Source organism: Lentzea aerocolonigenes (genome assembly GCF_000955955.1).
Classification (GTDB): domain Bacteria; phylum Actinomycetota; class Actinomycetes; order Mycobacteriales; family Pseudonocardiaceae; genus Lentzea; species Lentzea aerocolonigenes_A.
On record NZ_JYJG01000226.1, the window covers coordinates 22,398 to 40,753 of the forward strand.

19 protein-coding genes and 1 pseudogene are annotated in these 18,356 nt (G+C 68.5%); 12 read left to right on the forward strand and 8 right to left on the reverse strand.

From position 1 onward, the window contains the following. Positions 1-54 precede the first annotated feature (54 nt). From UK23_RS27760 to UK23_RS27775, 4 genes are read left to right on the forward strand one after another with little or no spacing between them, the layout of a single operon-like run. Positions 55-1,479, forward strand: coding sequence for a sodium:solute symporter (locus UK23_RS27760; protein ID WP_045314597.1), 1,425 nt, complete (start codon positions 55-57; stop codon positions 1,477-1,479). Next, positions 1,476-2,414: an agmatinase gene (speB, locus tag UK23_RS27765; RefSeq protein ID WP_045314598.1), complete on the forward strand. Its 939-nt coding sequence runs from the start codon at positions 1,476-1,478 to the stop codon at positions 2,412-2,414. The genes UK23_RS27760 and speB overlap by 4 nt, the downstream gene beginning before the upstream one ends. Further along, positions 2,411-4,024, forward strand: coding sequence for a thiamine pyrophosphate-binding protein (locus tag UK23_RS27770; protein WP_045314599.1), 1,614 nt, complete (start codon positions 2,411-2,413; stop codon positions 4,022-4,024). The genes speB and UK23_RS27770 overlap by 4 nt, the downstream gene beginning before the upstream one ends. Before the next feature lie 44 nt (positions 4,025-4,068). Next, on the forward strand, positions 4,069-5,445 hold the full coding sequence (locus UK23_RS27775) for an aldehyde dehydrogenase family protein (RefSeq protein WP_045314616.1): 1,377 nt from the start codon (positions 4,069-4,071) through the stop codon (positions 5,443-5,445). On the opposite strand, the gene UK23_RS27780 is transcribed toward UK23_RS27775, so the two are convergent. The 3 genes from UK23_RS27780 to UK23_RS27790 are packed head-to-tail and all read right to left on the reverse strand — an operon-like array spanning position 5,439 to position 6,734. After that, positions 5,439-6,032: a hypothetical protein gene (locus tag UK23_RS27780; protein ID WP_045314600.1), complete on the reverse strand. Its 594-nt coding sequence runs from the start codon at positions 6,030-6,032 to the stop codon at positions 5,439-5,441. The genes UK23_RS27775 and UK23_RS27780 overlap by 7 nt on opposite strands. Then, positions 6,022-6,363, reverse strand: coding sequence for a hypothetical protein (locus UK23_RS27785; protein ID WP_156213435.1), 342 nt, complete (start codon positions 6,361-6,363; stop codon positions 6,022-6,024). Before UK23_RS27785 ends, UK23_RS27780 begins: the two co-directional genes overlap by 11 nt. A gap of 11 nt (positions 6,364-6,374) precedes the next feature. Beyond that, positions 6,375-6,734, reverse strand: a complete 360-nt coding sequence (locus UK23_RS27790) for a hypothetical protein (protein WP_045314602.1) — start codon at positions 6,732-6,734, stop codon at positions 6,375-6,377. Positions 6,735-6,846: 112 nt separating this feature from the next. Between UK23_RS27790 and UK23_RS27795 the strand changes: the two genes are divergently transcribed. Genes UK23_RS27795 through UK23_RS27805 form a run of 3 tightly spaced genes read left to right on the forward strand, consistent with a single transcriptional unit; the run spans position 6,847 to position 9,079 of the window. Next, the gene (locus UK23_RS27795; RefSeq protein ID WP_045314603.1) at positions 6,847-7,224 is read left to right on the forward strand and encodes a D-arabinono-1,4-lactone oxidase; all 378 of its coding nucleotides are present in this window, start codon (positions 6,847-6,849) and stop codon (positions 7,222-7,224) included. Between the two features lie 33 nt (positions 7,225-7,257). Further along, positions 7,258-8,076 (forward strand): hypothetical protein, encoded by an 819-nt coding sequence (locus UK23_RS27800; protein WP_045314604.1) that lies wholly within the window; start codon positions 7,258-7,260, stop codon positions 8,074-8,076. A gap of 58 nt (positions 8,077-8,134) precedes the next feature. After that, a complete protein-coding gene (locus UK23_RS27805; RefSeq protein ID WP_045314605.1) occupies positions 8,135-9,079 on the forward strand; it encodes a zinc-binding dehydrogenase in 945 nt (314 codons plus the stop codon). 54 nt (positions 9,080-9,133) lie between these two features. Here UK23_RS27805 and UK23_RS27810 read toward each other — a convergent pair whose 3' ends face one another. From UK23_RS27810 to UK23_RS27825, 4 genes are all read right to left on the reverse strand, one after another. Continuing rightward, positions 9,134-9,841, reverse strand: a complete 708-nt coding sequence (locus UK23_RS27810; RefSeq protein WP_045314606.1) for an anti-sigma factor family protein — start codon at positions 9,839-9,841, stop codon at positions 9,134-9,136. After that, positions 9,838-10,389 carry a sigma-70 family RNA polymerase sigma factor gene (locus UK23_RS27815; protein WP_045314607.1) on the reverse strand — a complete coding sequence of 184 codons (552 nt, stop codon included), beginning with the start codon at positions 10,387-10,389 and terminating at the stop codon, positions 9,838-9,840. The genes UK23_RS27810 and UK23_RS27815 overlap by 4 nt, the downstream gene beginning before the upstream one ends. A 121-nt stretch (positions 10,390-10,510) precedes the next feature. Further along, positions 10,511-11,431 (reverse strand): DUF1996 domain-containing protein, encoded by a 921-nt coding sequence (locus UK23_RS27820; protein ID WP_231114704.1) that lies wholly within the window; start codon positions 11,429-11,431, stop codon positions 10,511-10,513. 132 nt (positions 11,432-11,563) lie between these two features. Further along, complete coding sequence (locus UK23_RS27825; RefSeq protein ID WP_052685121.1) at positions 11,564-12,073, reverse strand: hypothetical protein; 510 nt, start codon at positions 12,071-12,073, stop codon at positions 11,564-11,566. A gap of 248 nt (positions 12,074-12,321) precedes the next feature. On the opposite strand from UK23_RS27825, the gene UK23_RS27830 reads away from it, so the two are divergent. From UK23_RS27830 to araD, 3 genes are read left to right on the forward strand one after another with little or no spacing between them, the layout of a single operon-like run. After that, positions 12,322-12,969, forward strand: coding sequence for a GntR family transcriptional regulator (locus UK23_RS27830; RefSeq protein WP_231114705.1), 648 nt, complete (start codon positions 12,322-12,324; stop codon positions 12,967-12,969). Continuing rightward, entirely contained in the window at positions 12,956-13,861 is a 906-nt protein-coding gene (locus UK23_RS27835) for a dihydrodipicolinate synthase family protein (RefSeq protein ID WP_045314608.1), read from the forward strand. Before UK23_RS27830 ends, UK23_RS27835 begins: the two co-directional genes overlap by 14 nt. After that, a complete protein-coding gene (gene araD, locus UK23_RS27840; RefSeq protein WP_419503905.1) occupies positions 13,858-15,564 on the forward strand; it encodes an L-arabinonate dehydratase in 1,707 nt (568 codons plus the stop codon). Before UK23_RS27835 ends, araD begins: the two co-directional genes overlap by 4 nt. Here araD and UK23_RS27845 read toward each other — a convergent pair. Continuing rightward, a complete protein-coding gene (locus tag UK23_RS27845) occupies positions 15,526-16,407 on the reverse strand; it encodes an alpha/beta hydrolase family protein (RefSeq protein WP_045314610.1) in 882 nt (293 codons plus the stop codon). The two genes, araD and UK23_RS27845, sit on opposite strands and share 39 nt — an antisense overlap. A gap of 100 nt (positions 16,408-16,507) precedes the next feature. Here UK23_RS27845 and UK23_RS27850 point away from each other — a divergent pair, with 100 nt between their 5' ends. Both UK23_RS27850 and UK23_RS27855 read left to right on the forward strand, forming a co-directional pair. Beyond that, complete coding sequence (locus tag UK23_RS27850; RefSeq protein WP_045314620.1) at positions 16,508-17,050, forward strand: TetR/AcrR family transcriptional regulator; 543 nt, start codon at positions 16,508-16,510, stop codon at positions 17,048-17,050. 230 nt (positions 17,051-17,280) lie between these two features. After that, a pseudogene (locus tag UK23_RS27855) lies at positions 17,281-18,356 on the forward strand (hypothetical protein); the annotation flags it as partial.

Genomic DNA, 18,356 nt, shown 5'->3' on the forward strand with positions numbered 1-18,356 from the left:
ACCAGCGCCAGGACCGCGTTCCTACTGTGACCTGCAACCCAAGGAGGTCCGACAGTGGCTCTCGACTACGCGGTGATCGCCGCCTACGTGCTCGGCATGATCGGCATGGGCTGGTGGGGCATGCGCCGCGCCACCAGCAAGAGCGAGTACCTGGTCGCCGGACGCAGGCTCGGTTTCGGCATGTACTCCGGCACCATGTCGGCCGTCGTGCTCGGCGGCGCGTCGACCATCGGCGGTGTCGGGCTCGGCTACAAGTACGGCATCTCCGGCGCCTGGATGGTGTTCGCCATCGGCCTCGGAATCCTGTTGCTCTCCGCACTTTTCGCGCGCCGGATCGTCAAGTTGAAGGTCTACACCGTCTCGCAGATGCTCGACCTGCGCTACGGCGGCAACTCCAGCCTGATCTCCGGTCTGGTGATGGCCGCGTACACACTGATGCTGACGGTCACGTCCACGATCGCCTACTCGACCATCTTCAACGTCCTCTTCGGACTGCCGAAGAGCGTCGGCGTGATCATCGGCGGCAGCATCGTGGTGCTGTACAGCGTTCTCGGCGGCATGTGGTCGATCACGCTGACCGACATCGTGCAGTTCGTGGTGAAGACGATCGGCATCCTGTTCCTGCTGCTGCCGATCAGCCTGGCCACCGCGGGTGGGTTCGACGGCATCCAGCAGCGCCTGAACGACCCGGCGGTGTTCGACGTCGGCAACATCGGCGTGAGCACGATCATCACGTACCTGCTGATCTACGTCTTCGGCCTGCTGATCGGCCAGGACATCTGGCAGCGCGTGTTCACCGCGAAGTCGCCGGAGGTCGCGACCTGGGGTGGCATCACGTCCGGCCTGTACTGCCTCGTCTACGCGGTGGCCGGTGCTGTGATCGGTCTCGCGGGCAAGGCGCTGTACCCGAACATCGCGAACAAGGACGAGGCGTTCGCGACGATCGTGGAGAACCTGCTGCCGACCGGTGTCCGCGGGCTGGTGCTCGCCGCCGCGCTGGCCGCGATGATGTCGACGTCGTCCGGTGCGCTCATCGCGTGCGCCACGGTGGCGTCCAACGACATCTGGCGCCGCAGGACCGACTCGGACGTGCACAACAACCGGATGTTCACTTTGGCCATTGGCGTTGTGGCCATTGGCATCGCGGTGGCGTTGAACGACGTCGTGGCCGCGTTGACCGTCGCCTACAACATCCTCGTCGGCGGCCTGCTGGTCGCGATCATCGGCGGCCTGGTGTGGAAGCGCGGCACGCGTGCCGGTGCCATGGTGTCGATGGCGCTCGGTTCGCTGACCGCGATCGGGTTCATGGTGTTCGTCGACGTGTACGCCAACGAAGCCATCTACTACAGCCTCGGCGCGTCGCTCGTGACGTACGTGGCCGTCAGCCTGGCCACCCCGGCCACGGATCCCGCTGTGCTGGCTCAGTGGGACCGCCGGGTGGCGGGTGAAGCAAGCGAAGAGGAACTGGTGAACGCATGATCGGCCCCGTCGACTCCTCGAAGATCCCGCGTTACGCGGGACCGGCGACCTTCGCCCGGCTGCCGCGCCTGGACCAGGTGGCGCACGCGGACGTCGCCGTGGTGGGAGTCCCGTTCGACACCGGCGTCTCGTACCGGCCGGGGGCGCGGTTCGCGCCCTCGGCGGTGCGGGAGGCCTCCCGGCTGCTGCGCCCGTACAACCCCGGGCTGGACGTGTCGCCGTTCGAGCGCGTCCAGGTCGCGGACGGCGGGGACATCGCGGTCAACCCGTTCCACATCGGCGAGGCGATCGAGACGATCGAACAGGCTGCGGCTGATCTGCAGGCCGAGGGGACGAAGCTGGTCACGATCGGCGGTGACCACACGATCGCGCTGCCGTTGCTGCGCGCGGTGTCGCGGATCCACGGGCCGGTGGCGTTGCTGCACTTCGACGCGCACCTCGACACGTGGGACACGTACTTCGGCGAGCCGTACACGCACGGGACGCCGTTCCGGCGCGCGGTCGAGGACGGGATCCTGGACACCGAGGCGATCTCGCACGTCGGCACGCGGGGACCGTTGTACGGCAAGAAGGATCTCGAGGACGACCGGCGGCTCGGGTTCGGGATCGTCACGTCGTCCGACGTGATGCGGCGCGGTGTCGACGAGACGGTTGACGCTCTGCGGCAACGGATCGGGTCGCGGCCGTTGTACGTGTCGATCGACATCGACGTGCTGGATCCTGCTCATGCGCCTGGGACTGGCACGCCCGAGGCCGGCGGGATGACCTCGCGGGAGCTGCTGGAGATCGTTCGCGGGCTGCGGGGGCTGAACCTCGTGGGCGCGGACGTGGTTGAAGTGGCGCCTGCTTACGACCACGCTGACATCACGTCGGTCGCGGCATCGCATGTGGCGTATGACTTGGTGAGTCTGTTGGCGCTCAAGGAGGGGCAGTGACTCGCAACGGCGGTGACGTCGTCGTCGAGACGCTTGAAGCTCTCGGCGCCCACACCGTTTTCGGCATTCCCGGCCAGCACGCGCTGGGGTTGTTCGACGCGCTTCGCCGATCCGAGCTGCGGTACGTCGGGTCGCGGACCGAGGTCAACGCCGCCTTCGCCGCGGACGGGCACGCGCGGATCACCGGGTCCGTCACGCCGCTGCTGGTGTCGACCGGGCCCGGGGCGTTGCAGACGTTGGCCGGGTTGCAGGAGTCCGCTGCGGCTTCCGCGCCGGTGCTGGGGATCTCGTCGCAGATCCCCTCGGCCGGGCTGGGTGGCGTGCGCGGCGGGTACCTGCACGAGCTGACCGATCAGCTGGCCTCGTTCCGGGACGTCGTGAAGCACGCTCGGGTGGTGCGGCACGCGTCGCAGATCCCGTCGGCTTTGGCCGAGGCGTGGGAGATCGCGCTGACCGCGCCGTACGGGCCGGTGTGGGTGGAGATTCCGCAGGACGTGCTGCTCGGTCCGGCTTCGGTGCCGCCGGTGACGTCGGTTTCCTGGTCCGCGCGGGAGCTGTACCCGCGTGCCGAGCTGGTCGCGGAGGCCGTTCGGGTGCTGGATTCCGCCGAACGCCCGGTCATCCTGGCCGGCGGTGGCGCCCTGCACGCGAAGGACGAGCTGCTGGAGCTGGCCGAAAAGCTGCGGGCGCCGGTCGTGACGACGTTCGGCGGCAAGGGCAACTTTCCTTGGGAGCACCCGCTTTCCGCGCAGTCGTGGCTGGAGGACTGGCACACCACGGAGTTCCTCGCGTCCGCTGACGTGGTGCTGGTCGTGGGGTCCGGGCTGGGTGAGCTGTCCAGCAACTACCGGACGTTCCGGCCGGCCGGCTCGGTGATCCAGATCGAGGCGGATCTGGGCAAGCTGGAGTCGAACTACCCCGCTCTCGGCATACACGCCGATGCCCGGTATGCGTTGCGCGCCTTGACTTCCGGGGTGACGGCACGGGCCGCGGACGGCGTGTCCGAGTCGCTCGTTCAGCGGCTTCTGGAGCAGGTGCGGGCGCGGCTCACCGAGCAGGAGCTGGACCTGGAACGGCAGGTCCTGAACGCACTGCGCTCGGCAGTTCCTGATGGCACACCTACCTGCTGGGACATGACGATCCTCGCTTACTGGGCCTGGTCGGCGTGGGATCCGCGGGGTGGCGCGCAGTTTTCCGCGCAGGGTGCCGGTGGCCTCGGATATGGCTTCCCGGCGGCGTTGGGTGTGGCGGCGGCGGTGGACGGGCCGGTGCTCGCGGTGTCCGGTGACGGCGGCGCGATGTACGGGATCTCGGAGCTGGCCGTGGCCGCGCAGCACGGGTCGCGGGTCGTGTGGCTGATCGTCGACGACGGCGGCTACGGCATCCTGCGCGAGTACATGACCGACGCGTTCGGCCAGGCCACCGCCACCGAGCTGGCCAGGCCGGACTTCGTGGCGCTCGCCGAGGCGTTCGGGGTGCCCGCCACCCGCAGCACGCCCGAGTCGCTGCGCGAAGATCTGGCCAAGGCGTTCGCCGGGGACGGCCCGCACGTGGTGGTGCTGTCCGCGGTGTTGCGCATGTTCGCCCCCACGCACCTGGAGCACACGTGATCGTCGCGAACTTCATCAACGGCACCTCCGCACCCGCTACCGACGTGACCACCGGCCTCCCGGTCGAGCAGCGGACGGAGACCAGTCCGCTCGTCGACCCGGCGACCGGCATCGAGTTCGGCCGGGCCGTCGTCTCGCGTGAGATCGAGGTCTTCTACGCCGTCGCGGCCGCTGCGGAGGCGTTCAAGACGTGGTCGCGGACGACACCGGGTGAGCGTCAGCTGGCGTTGCTCAAGCTCGCGGACCTGCTGGAGGCTCGGGCGGGCGAGGTCGCCGACGCCGAGGTCCGCGAGACGGGCAAGATCCGCTCGGTCGTGCTCGACGAGGAGATCCCGCAGTGCGTGGACCAGATCCGGTTCTTCGCCGGTGCCGCGCGTGCTCTGGGCACCGCGGCCGCCGGTGAGTACATCCCCGGCGCGACCTCGTACCAGCGGCGCGAGGCCGTGGGCGTGATCGTGCAGATCACGCCGTGGAACTACCCGCTGATGATGGCGGTGTGGAAGATCGCGCCCGCGCTGGCCGCGGGCAACACGGTCGTGGTCAAGCCCGCCGACACCACGCCGTCGTCGACCGTGCTGCTGGCAACGCTTGCGGCTGAGGTGTTGCCGGCGGGTGTGTTCAACGTGGTGCTGGGTGATCGCGACACCGGCCGGTTGCTGGTCGAGCACCCCGTGCCCGCCATGGTGTCGTTGACGGGATCCACGCGCGCCGGCATCGAGGTGGCTCGTAGCGCTGCCGCGACCGTGAAGCGCACGCATCTCGAACTCGGTGGCAACGCGCCGGTTCTGGTGTTCGACGACGTGGACGTGGACGCGACCGCTTCCGGAATCGTCGGCGCTGCTTACTACAACGCCGGTCAGGACTGCACGGCCGCGACGCGCGTGCTGGTGCACGCGGGTGTGCACGACGAGTTCGTCGCCGCGCTGGTGAAGGCGGCGTCCGCCCAGGTTCCCGGCGTGGACTTCGGCCCGTTGAACAGCAGGGCGCAGCTGGACCGCGTGCTCGGGCTGGTGTCGCGTTCGTCCGCGACGGTCCACTGTGGAGGGAAGCAGCACGGCTCTGCCGGGTTCTTCCTGGAGCCCACGGTGATCTCGGGCCTCTCGCAGTCCGACGAGCTGGTGCAGGAGGAGCCCTTCGCACCGGTGATCACCGTGCAGTCGTTCAGCTCGGACGACGAGGCCGTCGCGCTCGCCAACGGTGTGCCGCAAGGGCTTGCGTCATCGATCTGGACTCGCGACACCGGTCGAGCGGCGTCGCTGACGGCGCGGCTCGACTTCGGCATCGTGTGGGTCAACACCCACGGGCTCGTCGCGTCCGAGATGCCGCACGGAGGGTTCGGCGCTTCGGGCTACGGCAAGGACCTCTCGATGCACGGCCTGGAGGACTACACGCGCGTGAAGCACGTGATGATCGCTCACTGAGCGCCGAGGCGGTGCTCCAGCGGCCCGTTGTACGGATCTCCCAGGAGGCGCAGGCCATCCGCGGGCACTACCGCGTCGAACCTCCTCGCACGGATCACGTAGCCCTCGTCCGACACGCTGATCTCCGGATTCAGCAGCTCGTCAGGCAGCTCGACGACGCGGACGCCGGTGAAGACGATGTCCAGCGGCCGGTCGTCCACGTGATAGCGAACCGTCTCGCCGTTCTCCTGCCGCTGGAACCTCCACGGCAGGAAAACGGGGAACACATCGGTCGCCGCTTCCCAGCCCTCCGCCATCGTGATCAGCTCCGCCACCCGGCCCCGCACGATCTCGTTCTCGCCGGGCAGCTCCTCGCGCAGCGGACCGAGGATCACCCGCACGATCTCCGCGGCCTGCTCGTCGGGATACCAGCTGAGGTCGAACATCTTGAAGTGGTGGCCGAGGGCATCCCGCACCGCCGCCTCTACCCCGGGATCCGCCGTCAGGTCGGCGATCCGCTCGAGAACCCAGTCGAAGACACCGAAGGACGCGTTCCAGATCGGGCTGTACCAGGTTCCGGCGCGGCCGACGAAGAAGTCACTGGACATGGTAGATCCTCTTGATGTCGTGCTCCTCGATGCGCAGGACGTCGAACGTCTCCCAGTCGTCCACGTCGTCCTCCGCGTAGTGGAACCTGTCGGCGAGGACGTATCCGTCCGGGAACTCGGGCGTGGACAACGAGTAGCCGCCGTCGATCAGGTCGACGGTGACGTCGTGCAGCTTCGGCTGGACCTTCATCTCCCTGACACCGCCGAACATCAGGTCGATGTGGGTGCTCACCTCATGCCCCTTCTCCGCGCGGTAGGACAGCGTGTTCGTCTTCGGCTCGAACATCCGCAGGAAGAACTCCCGTGGCAACCGCATGGGAAAATCGGACACCTGAACTCCTGTCAGCTTTGCCGGAAGTGGTGCAGATACCGCATCCGGTGCAGGACCAGCTGCTCGTCCTCGAACACCGACGGCTGGCGGTCCTGCAAGTCGTCCTCGGCAACCTGCACGTTCTCCGCGACGACGTACCCGTCCGGGTAGTCCGCGGCCACCAGCGCGTAGCGGTCCCCGTGCAGATCGATCACCAGGTCGTTCAGCACCGCCGGCAGCTTCAGGTCGCTGGTGAAGCGGAACTGGACGTCGATCCGGGTCGGCTGGTCCGGCCCTGGAGCGCTGCGCAACAACAGCACCCCGTGCGACACCTGGTACGACCACAGCTCGAACCGCCGCGGCAGCCTCAGCGGAAACTCTATCGCCGGCATCCAGATCCCTTCATCTCGTACAACGCGGAGCCTATGCCGCGTTGGCGCGCGGCACGGCAACGTTGAACAAGCAGTTGACCTCCAGTTAAGTCGAGCTCATAGCGTCGCGGGCATGTTCGCGATTCGACAGGTGCGCATCACCGTGGCCGCCGCCGGGTGCACCCCGGCACTGCGGATTTCCGAGATCCGCACCGTCGGCGCGGACACGTCGTGGCTCAGTCCGCTGTACCAGCGAGCCAGTGCCGCCTTCCACTTCACGTGGGTCCCGGACGCCGAGGCGGTGCGCGACGCGGTCGAGCTGGTCGAGCGGGCGCTGGCACCGTTCGAGGCACGTCCGCACTGGGGCAAGGTGTTCGCCGCCGCACCCGGACGCCTCTACCCGCGCTGGGACGACTTCCGCGTCCTGGCGCCGCCACCTCCGACCCGCGGGGCAAGTTCGGCAACGCGTGGCTGGACGGCTTCTTCCGCTGACTGCGATATGACTTGGTGATCAGATGTCACTCAGACCCGAGGACGTGATGACTTGCGCGTCTCCTTCGCCACCGAGCCGGGCTCGCTGACGAAACCGAACGAGGACTTCGTCCAGGCGACGCCCCGTGTGGTGGCCGTGCTGGACGGTCTCGGCGTGCCGGGCGGCCTGTCCACCGGTTGCGTGCACGGCACACCGTGGTTCGTCGCACAGCTCGGCGGCCAGCTGGTGCGACTCGCGAGCGATCACGCCGGCGAGGATCTCCGCGGCGTGGCCGCCGCCGCGATCGAAGCCGTCGCCGCCGCACACGGCGACACCTGCGACCTCGACCACCTCGGCACACCGTCGAGCTCGATCACGCTGCTGCGCGTGGGCGAGGAGACCGTCGACTACCTCGTCGTGCACGACTCCGTCGTCGTCCTGGACGGGCCGGACGGGAACGTGGTGGTGTCCGACCTGCGAGGCACCGACGTGGCCCAGGAAGAGCACCTGGAGACCGAGAGGCACCTGATCGGGACGCCGGAACACGACGAGTCCCTGCGCAGGCTCGTGACGGCACAACGACCACACCGCAACGTCCCCGGCGGCTACTGGGTGGCGGCGTCGAAACCCGAGGCGGCACAACACGCGTTGACCGGCTCCCTGCCGAGAGCGGCCGTCCGGCGCGCGGCCCTGCTCACCGACGGAGCAGCCGCGTACGTCGAGACGTACGGCATCGCCGACTGGGCCGCGACGATGGACCTGCTCGAACGGCAAGGCCCGTCGGCACTGGTCACCGGAGTCCGCGAGGCCGAGTCGGCAGACCCGCACGGCTCTCGGTGGCCGCGTTACAAGCGCAGCGACGACGCCACCGCGGCGTTCTGCCTGCCCTGACCCCCCTTGCCCGGAGTCCCTTGACCTCCAGTTAAGTCGAGCTCATAGCGTCGCGGACATGTTCGCGATTCGGCAGTACGAGTTCGGTCCGGCGTCGAACCTCCTGTTCGAGGAGGTGCCCGACCCGTCGCCCGCGCCCGGCCAGGTGCGCATCACCGTGGCCGCCGCCGGGGTGCACCTCGTCGACACCACCATCCGCAAGGGCGGGTTCGGGCCCGTCGAGTTCCCGATGACGCCGGGGCGGGAGGTCGCCGGGGTCGTGACGGCGCTCGGCGACGGCGTGGAGGCCGAGTGGCTGGGGCGGCGGGTCACGGCCCATCTCGGCACGGCCAACGGCGGTTACGCGGAGCTGGCCGTGGCTGATGCCAAGTCGCTGCACGCACTTTCGGACGACGTGTCGTTCGAGGCCGCGGTGGCGATGATCGGCACCGGGCGCACGGTCGTGGGGGTGCTGCACGCCGCGAAGCTCACCCAGGACGACGTCGTGCTGGTGACGTCGGCGGCGGGCGGCATGGGGACGTTGCTCGTGCAGGAGGCGCGCAACGTCGGGGCGCAGGTGGTGGGGCTGGCGAGCGGCGAGAAGCTCGACCACGTGATGGACAACGGTGCCGACGCCGCCATCGACTACACCCGGCCGGACTGGGCGGACGGGATCAAGGACATGACCGTGGTGCTCGACGGCGTCGGGGGCTCCGTGGGCGAGACGGCGTTGAAGACGCTCGGGGTCGGCGGGCGGCACATCCTCTACGGCTGGTCGTCCGGCGAGATGACGAAGATCAGCACGGAAGCGTTGTGGGCCAACAGTCTCACGGCGACGGTCGCGCTCGGGCCTGGGCTGATGCGGCGCGGGTTGCGGGTGCTGGAGGACGAGTCGATGGCGGGACTGGCGAGCGGGCGGTTCGTGCCGCTGGTCAACCCGGCGTTCGCGTTGAGGGATGCCGCGAAGGCGCACGAGGCACTGGAATCCCGTGCCACGGTTGGGAAAGTCGTGCTCAAGCCGTGAGCAAAGGGGCCGCCTCCGCACAACGGAGACGGCCCCTCCTCTCCAACCCCTCGGTCAGGCTTGGACCGGTACCTCGACGAACTTCTTGCCCGCGAAGTTCTCGACCACGACCGACTTCACGTCGTTCGGGGCCACCAGCGCGGAACCGTCCAGGTTCGTGCCCTCGGCGGCGCCCTTCTTGGACACCACCCAGGAACCCGCCTCCTGGCGGCTGCCGTCCTTCGCGACCACGAAGATCCGGCACTTCTCGCCCTCGGGGATACCGCTGATCGCCGTGTTCGTGCGCACCCAGCCCGCGGCCGGGACGACCTTGACGGTCATCGACGCCTTGGTGTCCGGGTCGGTGAACGTCGCGAGCTTGGTGCCCGACGGATCCGGTGCGGTCGTGGTCGGCGCGGGACCCGCCTGGACGTCCGGCGAGGTCGCCTTGCCGACGAACACGCCGGCACCGAGCACCACCGCCGCCACGACGGCTGCCGCGGCGCCCAACGCGAACTGGCGACGCCGCGCGACGCCGCCTCGTTCCGAACGCACCTGGCGAAGCGTGCGCTGCAACAGCAGATCGCCACCCTCGGGCGGCCCGTCGAGCATGGCCTCCGGCGGAACTTCGCCGAGGTAGGCCTCCATGGCGCGGAGGTCTTCCAGCTCACGCGCGCAGTCAGGGCAGGACGCCAAGTGCTCGTCCATCTCGCGCACCTCCTGCTCGTCCATCGCTCCGAGAACGTAGGCACCGAGCAGCTGCGGGTCGTGCTGCGTGGTCATCCGGCCACCCCCTTCAGTGCGACCTGTTGACCGACGAACGTCTCCCTCAGGGCTCGCAACGCGTAATACGATCTTGATTTCACCGTGCCCGGTGGTACCCCGAGCGCCTCTGCCGCCTCCGTCACGCTGCGGCCGCGGAAGTAGATCTCCATCAGCACGTCGCGGTGGTCCGAGGACAGCTTGTCGAGTGCCTCCAGCACCACCACCGAGTCGACGACCTGGTCCGCGTGGTCGCGCTCGATCGGTGGCGTCGCCGGAGACTCGGCCACCTCCTGAGGCCTCGCGGCCTTCGCACGCACCCGGTCGGTGACGATGTTGCGCGCCACGGTCAGCAACCAGCCGCGCACCGATCCCTTGCCGTTGACGAGGGCGTCGGGATGGCGCCACGCTCGGACGAGGGTCTCCTGGACCACGTCCTCGGCAGCCGCCCGATCGCCGGTCAGCCGCGTCGCGTACGCCAGCAGAGCCCGACCGTGCTCCTCGTAGAGCGATCGGATCAGCGCCTCGTCGGCCGCGGTCTCCCGTTTGCGGGAGAACAAAGCCGCCATCCACCCACTCCTCCCCGCCCGCGAACACCTCTTGCGGGCGTCCTGTTCAAGACCTCAGCCGACACACGAGCAGAGACGGGCTTCGGTTCAAAGAGGTTCGAATAAAAGATTGTGGCGGATGTTAGCGGGCTTCGTTGAGGTGCCCGACCAGCTCCTTCATCAACGCCTCCGGCATCACGTTGATGAACATCGCGTGGTCGGTCGCCGGGTCCCGCATCTCCTCGGGGAAGCTGTCGATCGCGAACGGGCGACCGGGCGGAACGTCGTAGCCCACGGTGATGCGCAGCCGCGGGATCGGGAACGTCCTGGGCGGACACGCGCCGCCGACCAGCGGGAACGCCACGTGCGTGCGGTGCGAGGCGCTGTCGGTGTTGTTGCCGTCCCAGCAGCTCGCGAAGTCGTAGCCGCGCAACGTGGTGGCGTTCCCGCACAGCGGATACCTGGTCGTGAACCGGCCGGGCTGGTCCGAACAGCCCCACTGCGCCCGGACATTCGGGCCGTAGTTGTTGGTGAACGCCATCGGGTCGCCGGTGATCATGCGCAGAAACCGCGGCATCGGCAGCACATTGCTCACCGGGCTGCCCTCGTACCGGATTTCGACGCTCTTCGGCTTGAGCACCTCGCCGACGTTGCCGTGCAGCCCGCCGCCCTCGGCATGCGCGTCGTGCCCCGTGCCGTCGGTCAGGCGCAGCACCGGCCAGTAGTACGTCGACCGGTCGTCCTTCTCGCACGTGCTGGGCGCGGCCGCGAGAGAGATGTTCGTCGACATCGCGTCGGCCGACTCGTTGCCCACGTACTCATGTGTGTGGTGGGCGCCGAACGGGATGCCGGGCGACACGACCGGGTTGTCGGCGTTGAGGTGCCGTTCCTCGTTGGTGCCGCACCGGATGACGACGCTCGGCGTGGCCCGCTCGCTGAGCACGTGGTCGAGCTCGCTCACGTACTGGTCAGGGCCGGATCGGGCGTACGCCACCGCGGAGGCCACGACCACCATGACCGCGACCGCCGCTACTGCGAGGGTCATCGGTTTGCTGCGGGCCACGGCTACAGCTTGCCAAGCGCGCCATCGAGACGACAGGCCGCTGTCTCACTTCGGAATTTCACCGCTGCTCCAGCGAGCGATGAAGGGCGCCTTCATCCACGTGAGGTGGCTGAAGGCGCCCTTCACAGAGAACTAGTTGGCGGTCACCAGCGGCTGGTGATCGTGGTTCACGACGCTGACCCCGGCCACGTCCCCCGCCCGCACCATCGCGGACCCGGCCAGCGTCACCTCGCCGTCGTGCGCCCTCCAGGAGCCGGCGGTGAAGGTGCGTCCGTCCTTCGTGTGCACGACGAGCCAGCAGGCTTCCCCGTCCTGCATGCCGTCGACCGTGGCGACCAGCCTGAGGCCGCCCTCGGTGTCCGTGACGCGCACAGCCAGATGAGCGCCGTCGGCCGAGGTCCCCTGCAGGGTCCCGGCGACGTCGTCGGTACCGCCGATGCCCAGGCCCTGGCCCAGCCAGACGCCCCCAGCGAGCACGCCGGCGACCACGAAGGTCGATGTCAGGGCCGTGACGCGCCCTCGGCGTCGCACGGCCTGGTGTCTCTCGTCGCGGACCGTCCCCAGCGTGCGCTGCAAGAGGTGGTCCGCGTCGCGCGGAGGGCCGTTCAGTGCGGCCTCCGGTGGCAGTTCTTCCATCAGCATGTGTCGATCTCGTTCAACTCGTCGGTGCCCAGGACGTTCGGTGCCATGCGCTGGCGGACGCGGCAATGGACACGGTTCACGCGGAACGACTCACTCATTTTCTCCTTCTCCGGTCCGCGCGTTGGTGCGGTGACCGACACCTTCAAAACGAGCCTGCGAGGAAGTTGGTTCAACGCAGATACAAGGCAGTTGCGCAGCCCACAGAAGACGGTTGACCTGGGGCTCCGGCAGCTCCTAGGGTCTCGTATATGATGTATGACCGGGTGGAAGCGCCGCCTGCGTCGCGCACGGACTTCGTTCTGGAATCGATCAAAGAAGCGATTCTCAACGGAAAACTGAAGCCCGGACAGGCGCTCGTGGAAACAGATCTCGCCGCCGCGCTCAACGTCTCCAAGACGCCGGTGCGCGAGGCTTTGAAGACTCTCGCCGGGTCGGGGCTCGTCGTGATGAGCCCGTACAAGGGGGCCGCGGTTCGCACGGTCGACGCCGCGATGGCCAACTCGGTCTACGACGTGCGCATGCTGATGGAGCCCGAGGCGTTGCGGCGATCCGTGCTGCTCGGGGCCTCGTTCGACGACGCCGCGCTGGCGTTGGAGGACGTCTCTGACCTGGCCCGGCGAAGCTTGGCCAACCGCCGCTTCCACCGCGCCCTGTACGCCGGGTGCGGCAACCCGTTGATGATCCAGATCCTGGACGGCCTGCGCGACCAGGCCGCGCTGATCACGGTCGCCGGCTGGGGCATCTGCCCGACCTGGGACGACGAGGCCGCCGAGCACCGCGCGATCCTCGCCGCCGCGGTCGCCGGCCGGGGCGACCTGGCGTTCGAACTGCTCCGCCGCCACATCCAGACCTTCGCCGACCGAGTAGTTGAGGAGCTTCCCGATGGCGTTCGATGACCTCTCCGAGCGGCTCGCGTCCGTCGTGGCGATCACCGTCACGCCGTTCGCCGAGGACGGCACGATCGACGAGAAGAACTACGCCGCGATCGTGGACCGGATGGTGGAGGGCGGCGTCTCGGTCGTCACGCCGAACGGCAACACCAGCGAGTTCTACACACTGTCCTCTGCCGAGACCGAGCGCGCGCTGCAGATCACCGTGGACACCGTCGGGGACCGTGCCGCGATCGTCGCCGGGGTCGGGCATGATCTTTCTTCCGCCGTCGCGGCTGCACGGTTCGCTGACCGGGCGGGCGCCAACGGGATCATGATCCACCAGCCGGTGCACCCGTACGTGTCGCTGGACGGGTGGGTGGACTACCACCGGGCGATCGCGTCCTCCGTGCCCGAGCTGAGCGTGATCCTCTACGTGCGGAACCCGCGGATCGGGGGCGCGCAGATCGCTGCTCTGTCCGATGCCTGTCCGAACGTCGTCGGCGTGAAGTACGCGGTGCCGGATCCGGTTCGGTTCGCGACGGTGGCCCGGGATGCCGGGTTCGATCGGCTGACGTGGGTCGCGGGGCTCGCCGAGCTGTCCGCGCCCGGCTACTTCGCGGTCGGGGCGACGGGGTTCACGTCCGGGCTCGCGAACGTGGCGCCGGAGCTGTCGGTGCAGATGTTCCGGTGTCTGCGGGCCGGTGAGTTCGGTGCGGCGATGGAGTTCTGGGAGGTCATCCGGAAGTTCGAGGAGCTGCGGGCGTTGAACGAGTCCGCGAACAACGTGTCCGTGGTGAAGGAGGCGTTGGCACAACTGGGGTTGTGCCGCCGGGACGTGCGGCCGCCTGCTTCGTTGCTGAGCGAGGCTGATCGGTCGGCCGTTGGTGTGCTGCTGAACTCCTGGAGCATGCTGTGAAGTTGCGCAGCGCTGAGTGGTTCGAGGGTGAAGGGTTGCGGGCGTTCTCGCACAACGCGCGCATGCGTCAACTCGGGATGAACCCCGAGGAGCACCTCGGCAAGCCCGTCATCGCGATTCTGAACACGTGGAGCGGCATCAACCCGTGCCACATGCACCTGCGCGAGCGGGCCCAGCAGGTCGAGCGCGGGGTGTGGGAGGCGGGCGGATATCCGCTGGAGTTCCCGGTTTCCACGCTGTCGGAGACGTACCAGAAGCCGACTCCCATGCTGTACCGGAACATGCTGTCGATGGAGACCGAGGAGATCCTGCGGTCGTACCCGGTCGACGGCTGCGTGCTGATGGGTGGCTGCGACAAGACGACGCCCGCGTTGCTGATGGGTGCGGCTTCCGCCGGCCTGCCCACGGTGTTCGTGCCTGCCGGGCCGATGCTGCGCGGCAACTGGCGTGGCCAGAAGCTCGCGTCCGGCACCGACATGTGGCGATTCTGGGACGAGAAGCGGGCAGGAACGATTTCTTCCGCCGACTGGGCGGAGATCCAGTCCGGGCTCGCTCGCTCCCCCGGCACGTGCATGACGATGGGCACGGCGTCGACGATGACCGCGGCCGCCGAGGCTCTGGGGCTCACCTTGCCAGGGGCGTCGTCGATTCCGGCCGTCGACTCGGCGCACCACCGGATGGCCGCGGCGTCCGGCATGCGCGTCGTCGAGATGGTGCGCCAGGGGCTGACGATCGGTGACGTGCTGTCTCCTGAGGCATATGAGGACGCGATTCGGACCGTGCTGGCGTTGGGCGGTTCCACCAACTCGTACATCCATCTGATCGCGATGGCCGGGCGGTCGCAGATCTCCTTGTCGCTGGACGACTTCGACCGGTTGTCGCGCGAAGTCCCGGTGCTGGCTTCGGTTCAGCCCGCCGGCGAGCACCTGATGGAGGACTTCTACTACGCGGGCGGGCTGCGCGGCCTCCTTTCACAGCTCAGGGATTCGTTGCACCTCAAGCGGATCACGGTGACCGGCCGGACGTTCGGCGAGGATCTCGAAGGCGCCGAGGTGTACGACTCCTCGGTGATCCGGCCGGTGGACGACCCGGTTTCCACTGAGGGTGGACTGGCTGTGCTGCGCGGAAACCTGGCGCCGGACGGTGCGGTGATCAAGTACGTGGCGGCTGATCCCGCGTTGTGGAAGCACACCGGGCCCGCCGTGGTTTTCCACGGGTACAAGGACTTGCAGGCACGGATCAACGACCCCGCGCTGGAAGTGACGAAGGATTCGGTGATCGTGCTCGCGGGTGGCGGCCCCAAGGGCGGGCCCGGCATGCCTGAGTACGGGATGCTGCCGATCCCGGACAAGCTGCTGCGCGAGGGTGTGCGGGACATGGTGCGCGTGTCAGACGCGCGGATGTCCGGAACTTCTTATGGTGCTTGCGTTCTACACGTGGCACCGGAGGCCCACGTCGGTGGGCCGCTCGCGCTGGTGCAGGACGGCGACCTCGTCACGTTGGACGTCGAGGCGCGCGTGTTGCGGGTGGAGATCTCCGACGAGGAGATGGCACGGCGACGGGCCGCGTGGACTCCGCCGCCACCCAAGTTCGAGCGCGGGTACGGAGTTCTCTACTACGAGCACATCACTCAGGCGAACGAGGGCTGCGACTTCGAGTTCCTGTCACGGCCGGGAGTCAACCCGGAACCCAACGCCCACTAGCGCCTCCTCCTGCCAGTCAGCCGTTCCGAACAGCCGGCTGCGCAGGTAGGCCGTGGTGAGCCGCTGCACGGTCGCGACCCGTTCCGGGCTCTCGTCCGTGGTCTCGGCGACGTCGTACCCGGACACGCCACCGAACCCGTGCTCCGCGCCTTCCAGCACGAGGAGGTCCTTCGGGCCGGGTGCCAGGTGGAACGGGTCCTCGTGCCACGCGGGCCCGTTGACCGTGAGGTGCTCCGATCCGTCCTGGTCACCGGCGACCACGAGCGCCGGCGTGGTCATGTCGCCGAAGTCCGGCGTCAGCATGAACGAGTAGCTCCCCCGCACGACCTCGGTGAGGCCTTCGCCGCGACCGGTCGAGCCGAGCAGCACGCCCGCCTTGATCCGCGGCTCTTTCAGGCTGATGCCCTCGGTCTTCATGCCGAGGAGCAGGCTCGCGGTGTGGCCGCCCATCGAGTGGCCGGCGACCGCGATCTTCGTGCGGTCGAGCCGGTTCTGCAGCTGTGGCACGGCTTTCTCGATCTCGTCGAGCCGGTCGATGAGGTGCGACATGTCCTCGGCGCGTTCCTGCCAGAACATCGGCGCGCCGGGCGTGTCTGCGGGCAGGTTCAACGAACGCGAGCTCAGGTGCGTGGGCTGCAGGACGACGAAGCCCTGCTCGGCCCAGTGGTTCGCGAGCGGCGCATAGCCGTTCAGCGAGGACAGGTGGTTCGAGAGCCCCTGCCCGTGCGACAGCAGGATGATCGGCAGCTCGTTGCCTTCCATCGGCGCAGAGACCTTCAACTGCAGGTCAACGGGCCTGCCGGGGATTTCGAGCACGACAGGACTCACCGTGAAGACGGTCATCGGTTCCCCTTCGAGTAGTCTGTCGCCGTAAGTGGAGCGACGTTCCGGAACGATACGGAGCACTGTTCCGCTTTGTCAACCGTGCCGGAAGGGAGTGCGCGTGCCACCACGCAAGCGAGCTGATGCCGTGCGCAACGAGCAGACGCTGCTCGCGGCCGCCGCCGAGGTGTTCGTCAGGTCCGGCGTCGACGCACCGATCCGCGAGATCGCGGCCGAGGCGGGCGTCGGCATGGGCACGATCTACCGCCACTTCCCCACCCGCGCGGACCTGGTCGTGGCCGTGTACCGCCACCAGGTCGAGGCGTGCGCGGAAGCAGGGCCGCAGCTTCTGTCCGAAAAGGACTCACCGCGGCAGGCGTTGCGGCAGTGGGTCGACCTGTTCGTGGACTTCCTGGTGACCAAGCACGGGCTCGCGAACGCGTTGCAGTCGGACAGCAGCGGGTTCGAGCAGCTGCACGCGTACTTCCTCGAGCGACTGGGACCGGTGTGCGATGAGCTGCTGAAGGCGAGCGGGATCGAGGACGTCCAGCCGTACGAGCTGATGCGCGGGATCGGCAACCTGTGCATCGGACGGGGCGACGACGCGCGCTACGACCCGCGCCGGTTGATCGCGCTGCTCCTCGACGGCCTGCTGGGGGCCTGACTGCCGCGAAATGCAAGTTGCATAAGGGTTTCCGATGGGCACGTCGGCGCGTTCAGGTGAAACACGAGTCGTCGCCCGAATGGAATCTCATGCACAGTCACATGTTCGCCCGCGGCACGTTGGTCTGATGGGGCAGAGATGGTGTCCACGCGGGTGACATGGCGTTGTTGGGATTCCGGCAGATCCCTAGCTTCGGTGGTCAGTTCCCAACCACCGCCGAAGGGACCACCGTGCGAAGACGCCTGCAGGCAATGGTGCTCGCGACCGCGCTCGCCGCCAGCGCACTGTCCTCCGCCGCCCCCGTTGCCGCCCAGCCGCCCGTCTCGACGCTCACCAAGTCCGTGCAGGGCGTGTCCGATCCCGCCTCCCACGGCGACACCGCCACCTGGGTCGTGGCCTATCACAACGGCACTCCGGGCGCCGCCACCATCACCGACACCATCGGAGCGGGCCAGGCCTACGTGCCCGGTTCGTTGCAGGTGCCGCCGGGCTGGACCGGCACCGAGCCGGCCCAGGGCAACCCGGTCGTCAGCGCGACCAACCCGAACGTCCGCAACGGCGGCACCGCGCGCGCCAACCTGCTCACCCCGCCCATCCCGGCCAGTGCGAGCTCGACCGGCGGCGACGGGTTCTCGCCGTTGCTGCAGCGCACGCCGGACGGGCGGCTCCAGGCGTGGAACATCTACCACCACCTGTCGTTCGCGAACCGCAAGCTGATGTGCACCGATCTCGCGACCAGCGCACCCTGCCCCGGCGGCCCGTGGCCGAAACCGCTCAACACCACGCCCGGCCCGTTCGGCACGGGCGACACGGGTGACATCGCCAGTCCCCTGGAGCCGCAGTACGTCCGCGATCCGGGAACCCCGTCGAAGATCTACTACTCCGCGGTCACCACGACCTCGATCGGCGTCGGCTGTCTCGACCTCGCCGCGCCCGGCAACTGCGGCTACTGGCCGCTGATGAACCGCGGCGGGCAGACGGTTGAGCTCGCCGGACTCGTCGCGCTCGGCGGAAACCTCTACGGCGTCGCGACTTCCGGGCACGTGGTGTGCTGGACGATCGCGTCGCAAAGCGCGTGCGGCGCGCAGCCCTACGCCCCGATCGTGCCGTACACCAACAACAGCGGCTACTACTTCGGCGCGCTGGCCACGGCCGGGGGCAAGCTGTTCGCGTCGTCGACGCCCGCCGGCGGCGGCACAGCGGTGATGGGCTGCTTCGACCCGGCCACCACGAGCGCGTGCGCGGGCTGGCCGTCCCCGAAGCCGCTCGGGCCGTCCGGCAACAGCACCTACAACGCCTACACCGT

Excerpts from the sequence above, each read along its gene's own strand:
- speB (WP_045314598.1), top strand. The coding sequence starts at position 1,476 with ATGATCGGCCCCGTCGACTCCTCGAAGATCCCGCGTTACGCGGGACCG.
- UK23_RS27825 (WP_052685121.1), bottom strand. The coding sequence starts at position 12,073 with ATGCTGATGGAAGAACTGCCACCGGAGGCCGCACTGAACGGCCCTCCG.
- UK23_RS27835 (WP_045314608.1), top strand. The coding sequence starts at position 12,956 with ATGGCGTTCGATGACCTCTCCGAGCGGCTCGCGTCCGTCGTGGCGATC.
- UK23_RS27805 (WP_045314605.1), top strand. The coding sequence starts at position 8,135 with ATGTTCGCGATTCGGCAGTACGAGTTCGGTCCGGCGTCGAACCTCCTG.
- UK23_RS27815 (WP_045314607.1), bottom strand. The coding sequence starts at position 10,389 with ATGGCGGCTTTGTTCTCCCGCAAACGGGAGACCGCGGCCGACGAGGCG.
- UK23_RS27790 (WP_045314602.1), bottom strand. The coding sequence starts at position 6,734 with ATGCCGGCGATAGAGTTTCCGCTGAGGCTGCCGCGGCGGTTCGAGCTG.
- UK23_RS27795 (WP_045314603.1), top strand. The coding sequence starts at position 6,847 with ATGTTCGCGATTCGACAGGTGCGCATCACCGTGGCCGCCGCCGGGTGC.
- UK23_RS27780 (WP_045314600.1), bottom strand. The coding sequence starts at position 6,032 with ATGTCCAGTGACTTCTTCGTCGGCCGCGCCGGAACCTGGTACAGCCCG.
- UK23_RS27845 (WP_045314610.1), bottom strand. The coding sequence starts at position 16,407 with ATGACCGTCTTCACGGTGAGTCCTGTCGTGCTCGAAATCCCCGGCAGG.
- UK23_RS27830 (WP_231114705.1), top strand. The coding sequence starts at position 12,322 with ATGATGTATGACCGGGTGGAAGCGCCGCCTGCGTCGCGCACGGACTTC.
- UK23_RS27810 (WP_045314606.1), bottom strand. The coding sequence starts at position 9,841 with ATGACCACGCAGCACGACCCGCAGCTGCTCGGTGCCTACGTTCTCGGA.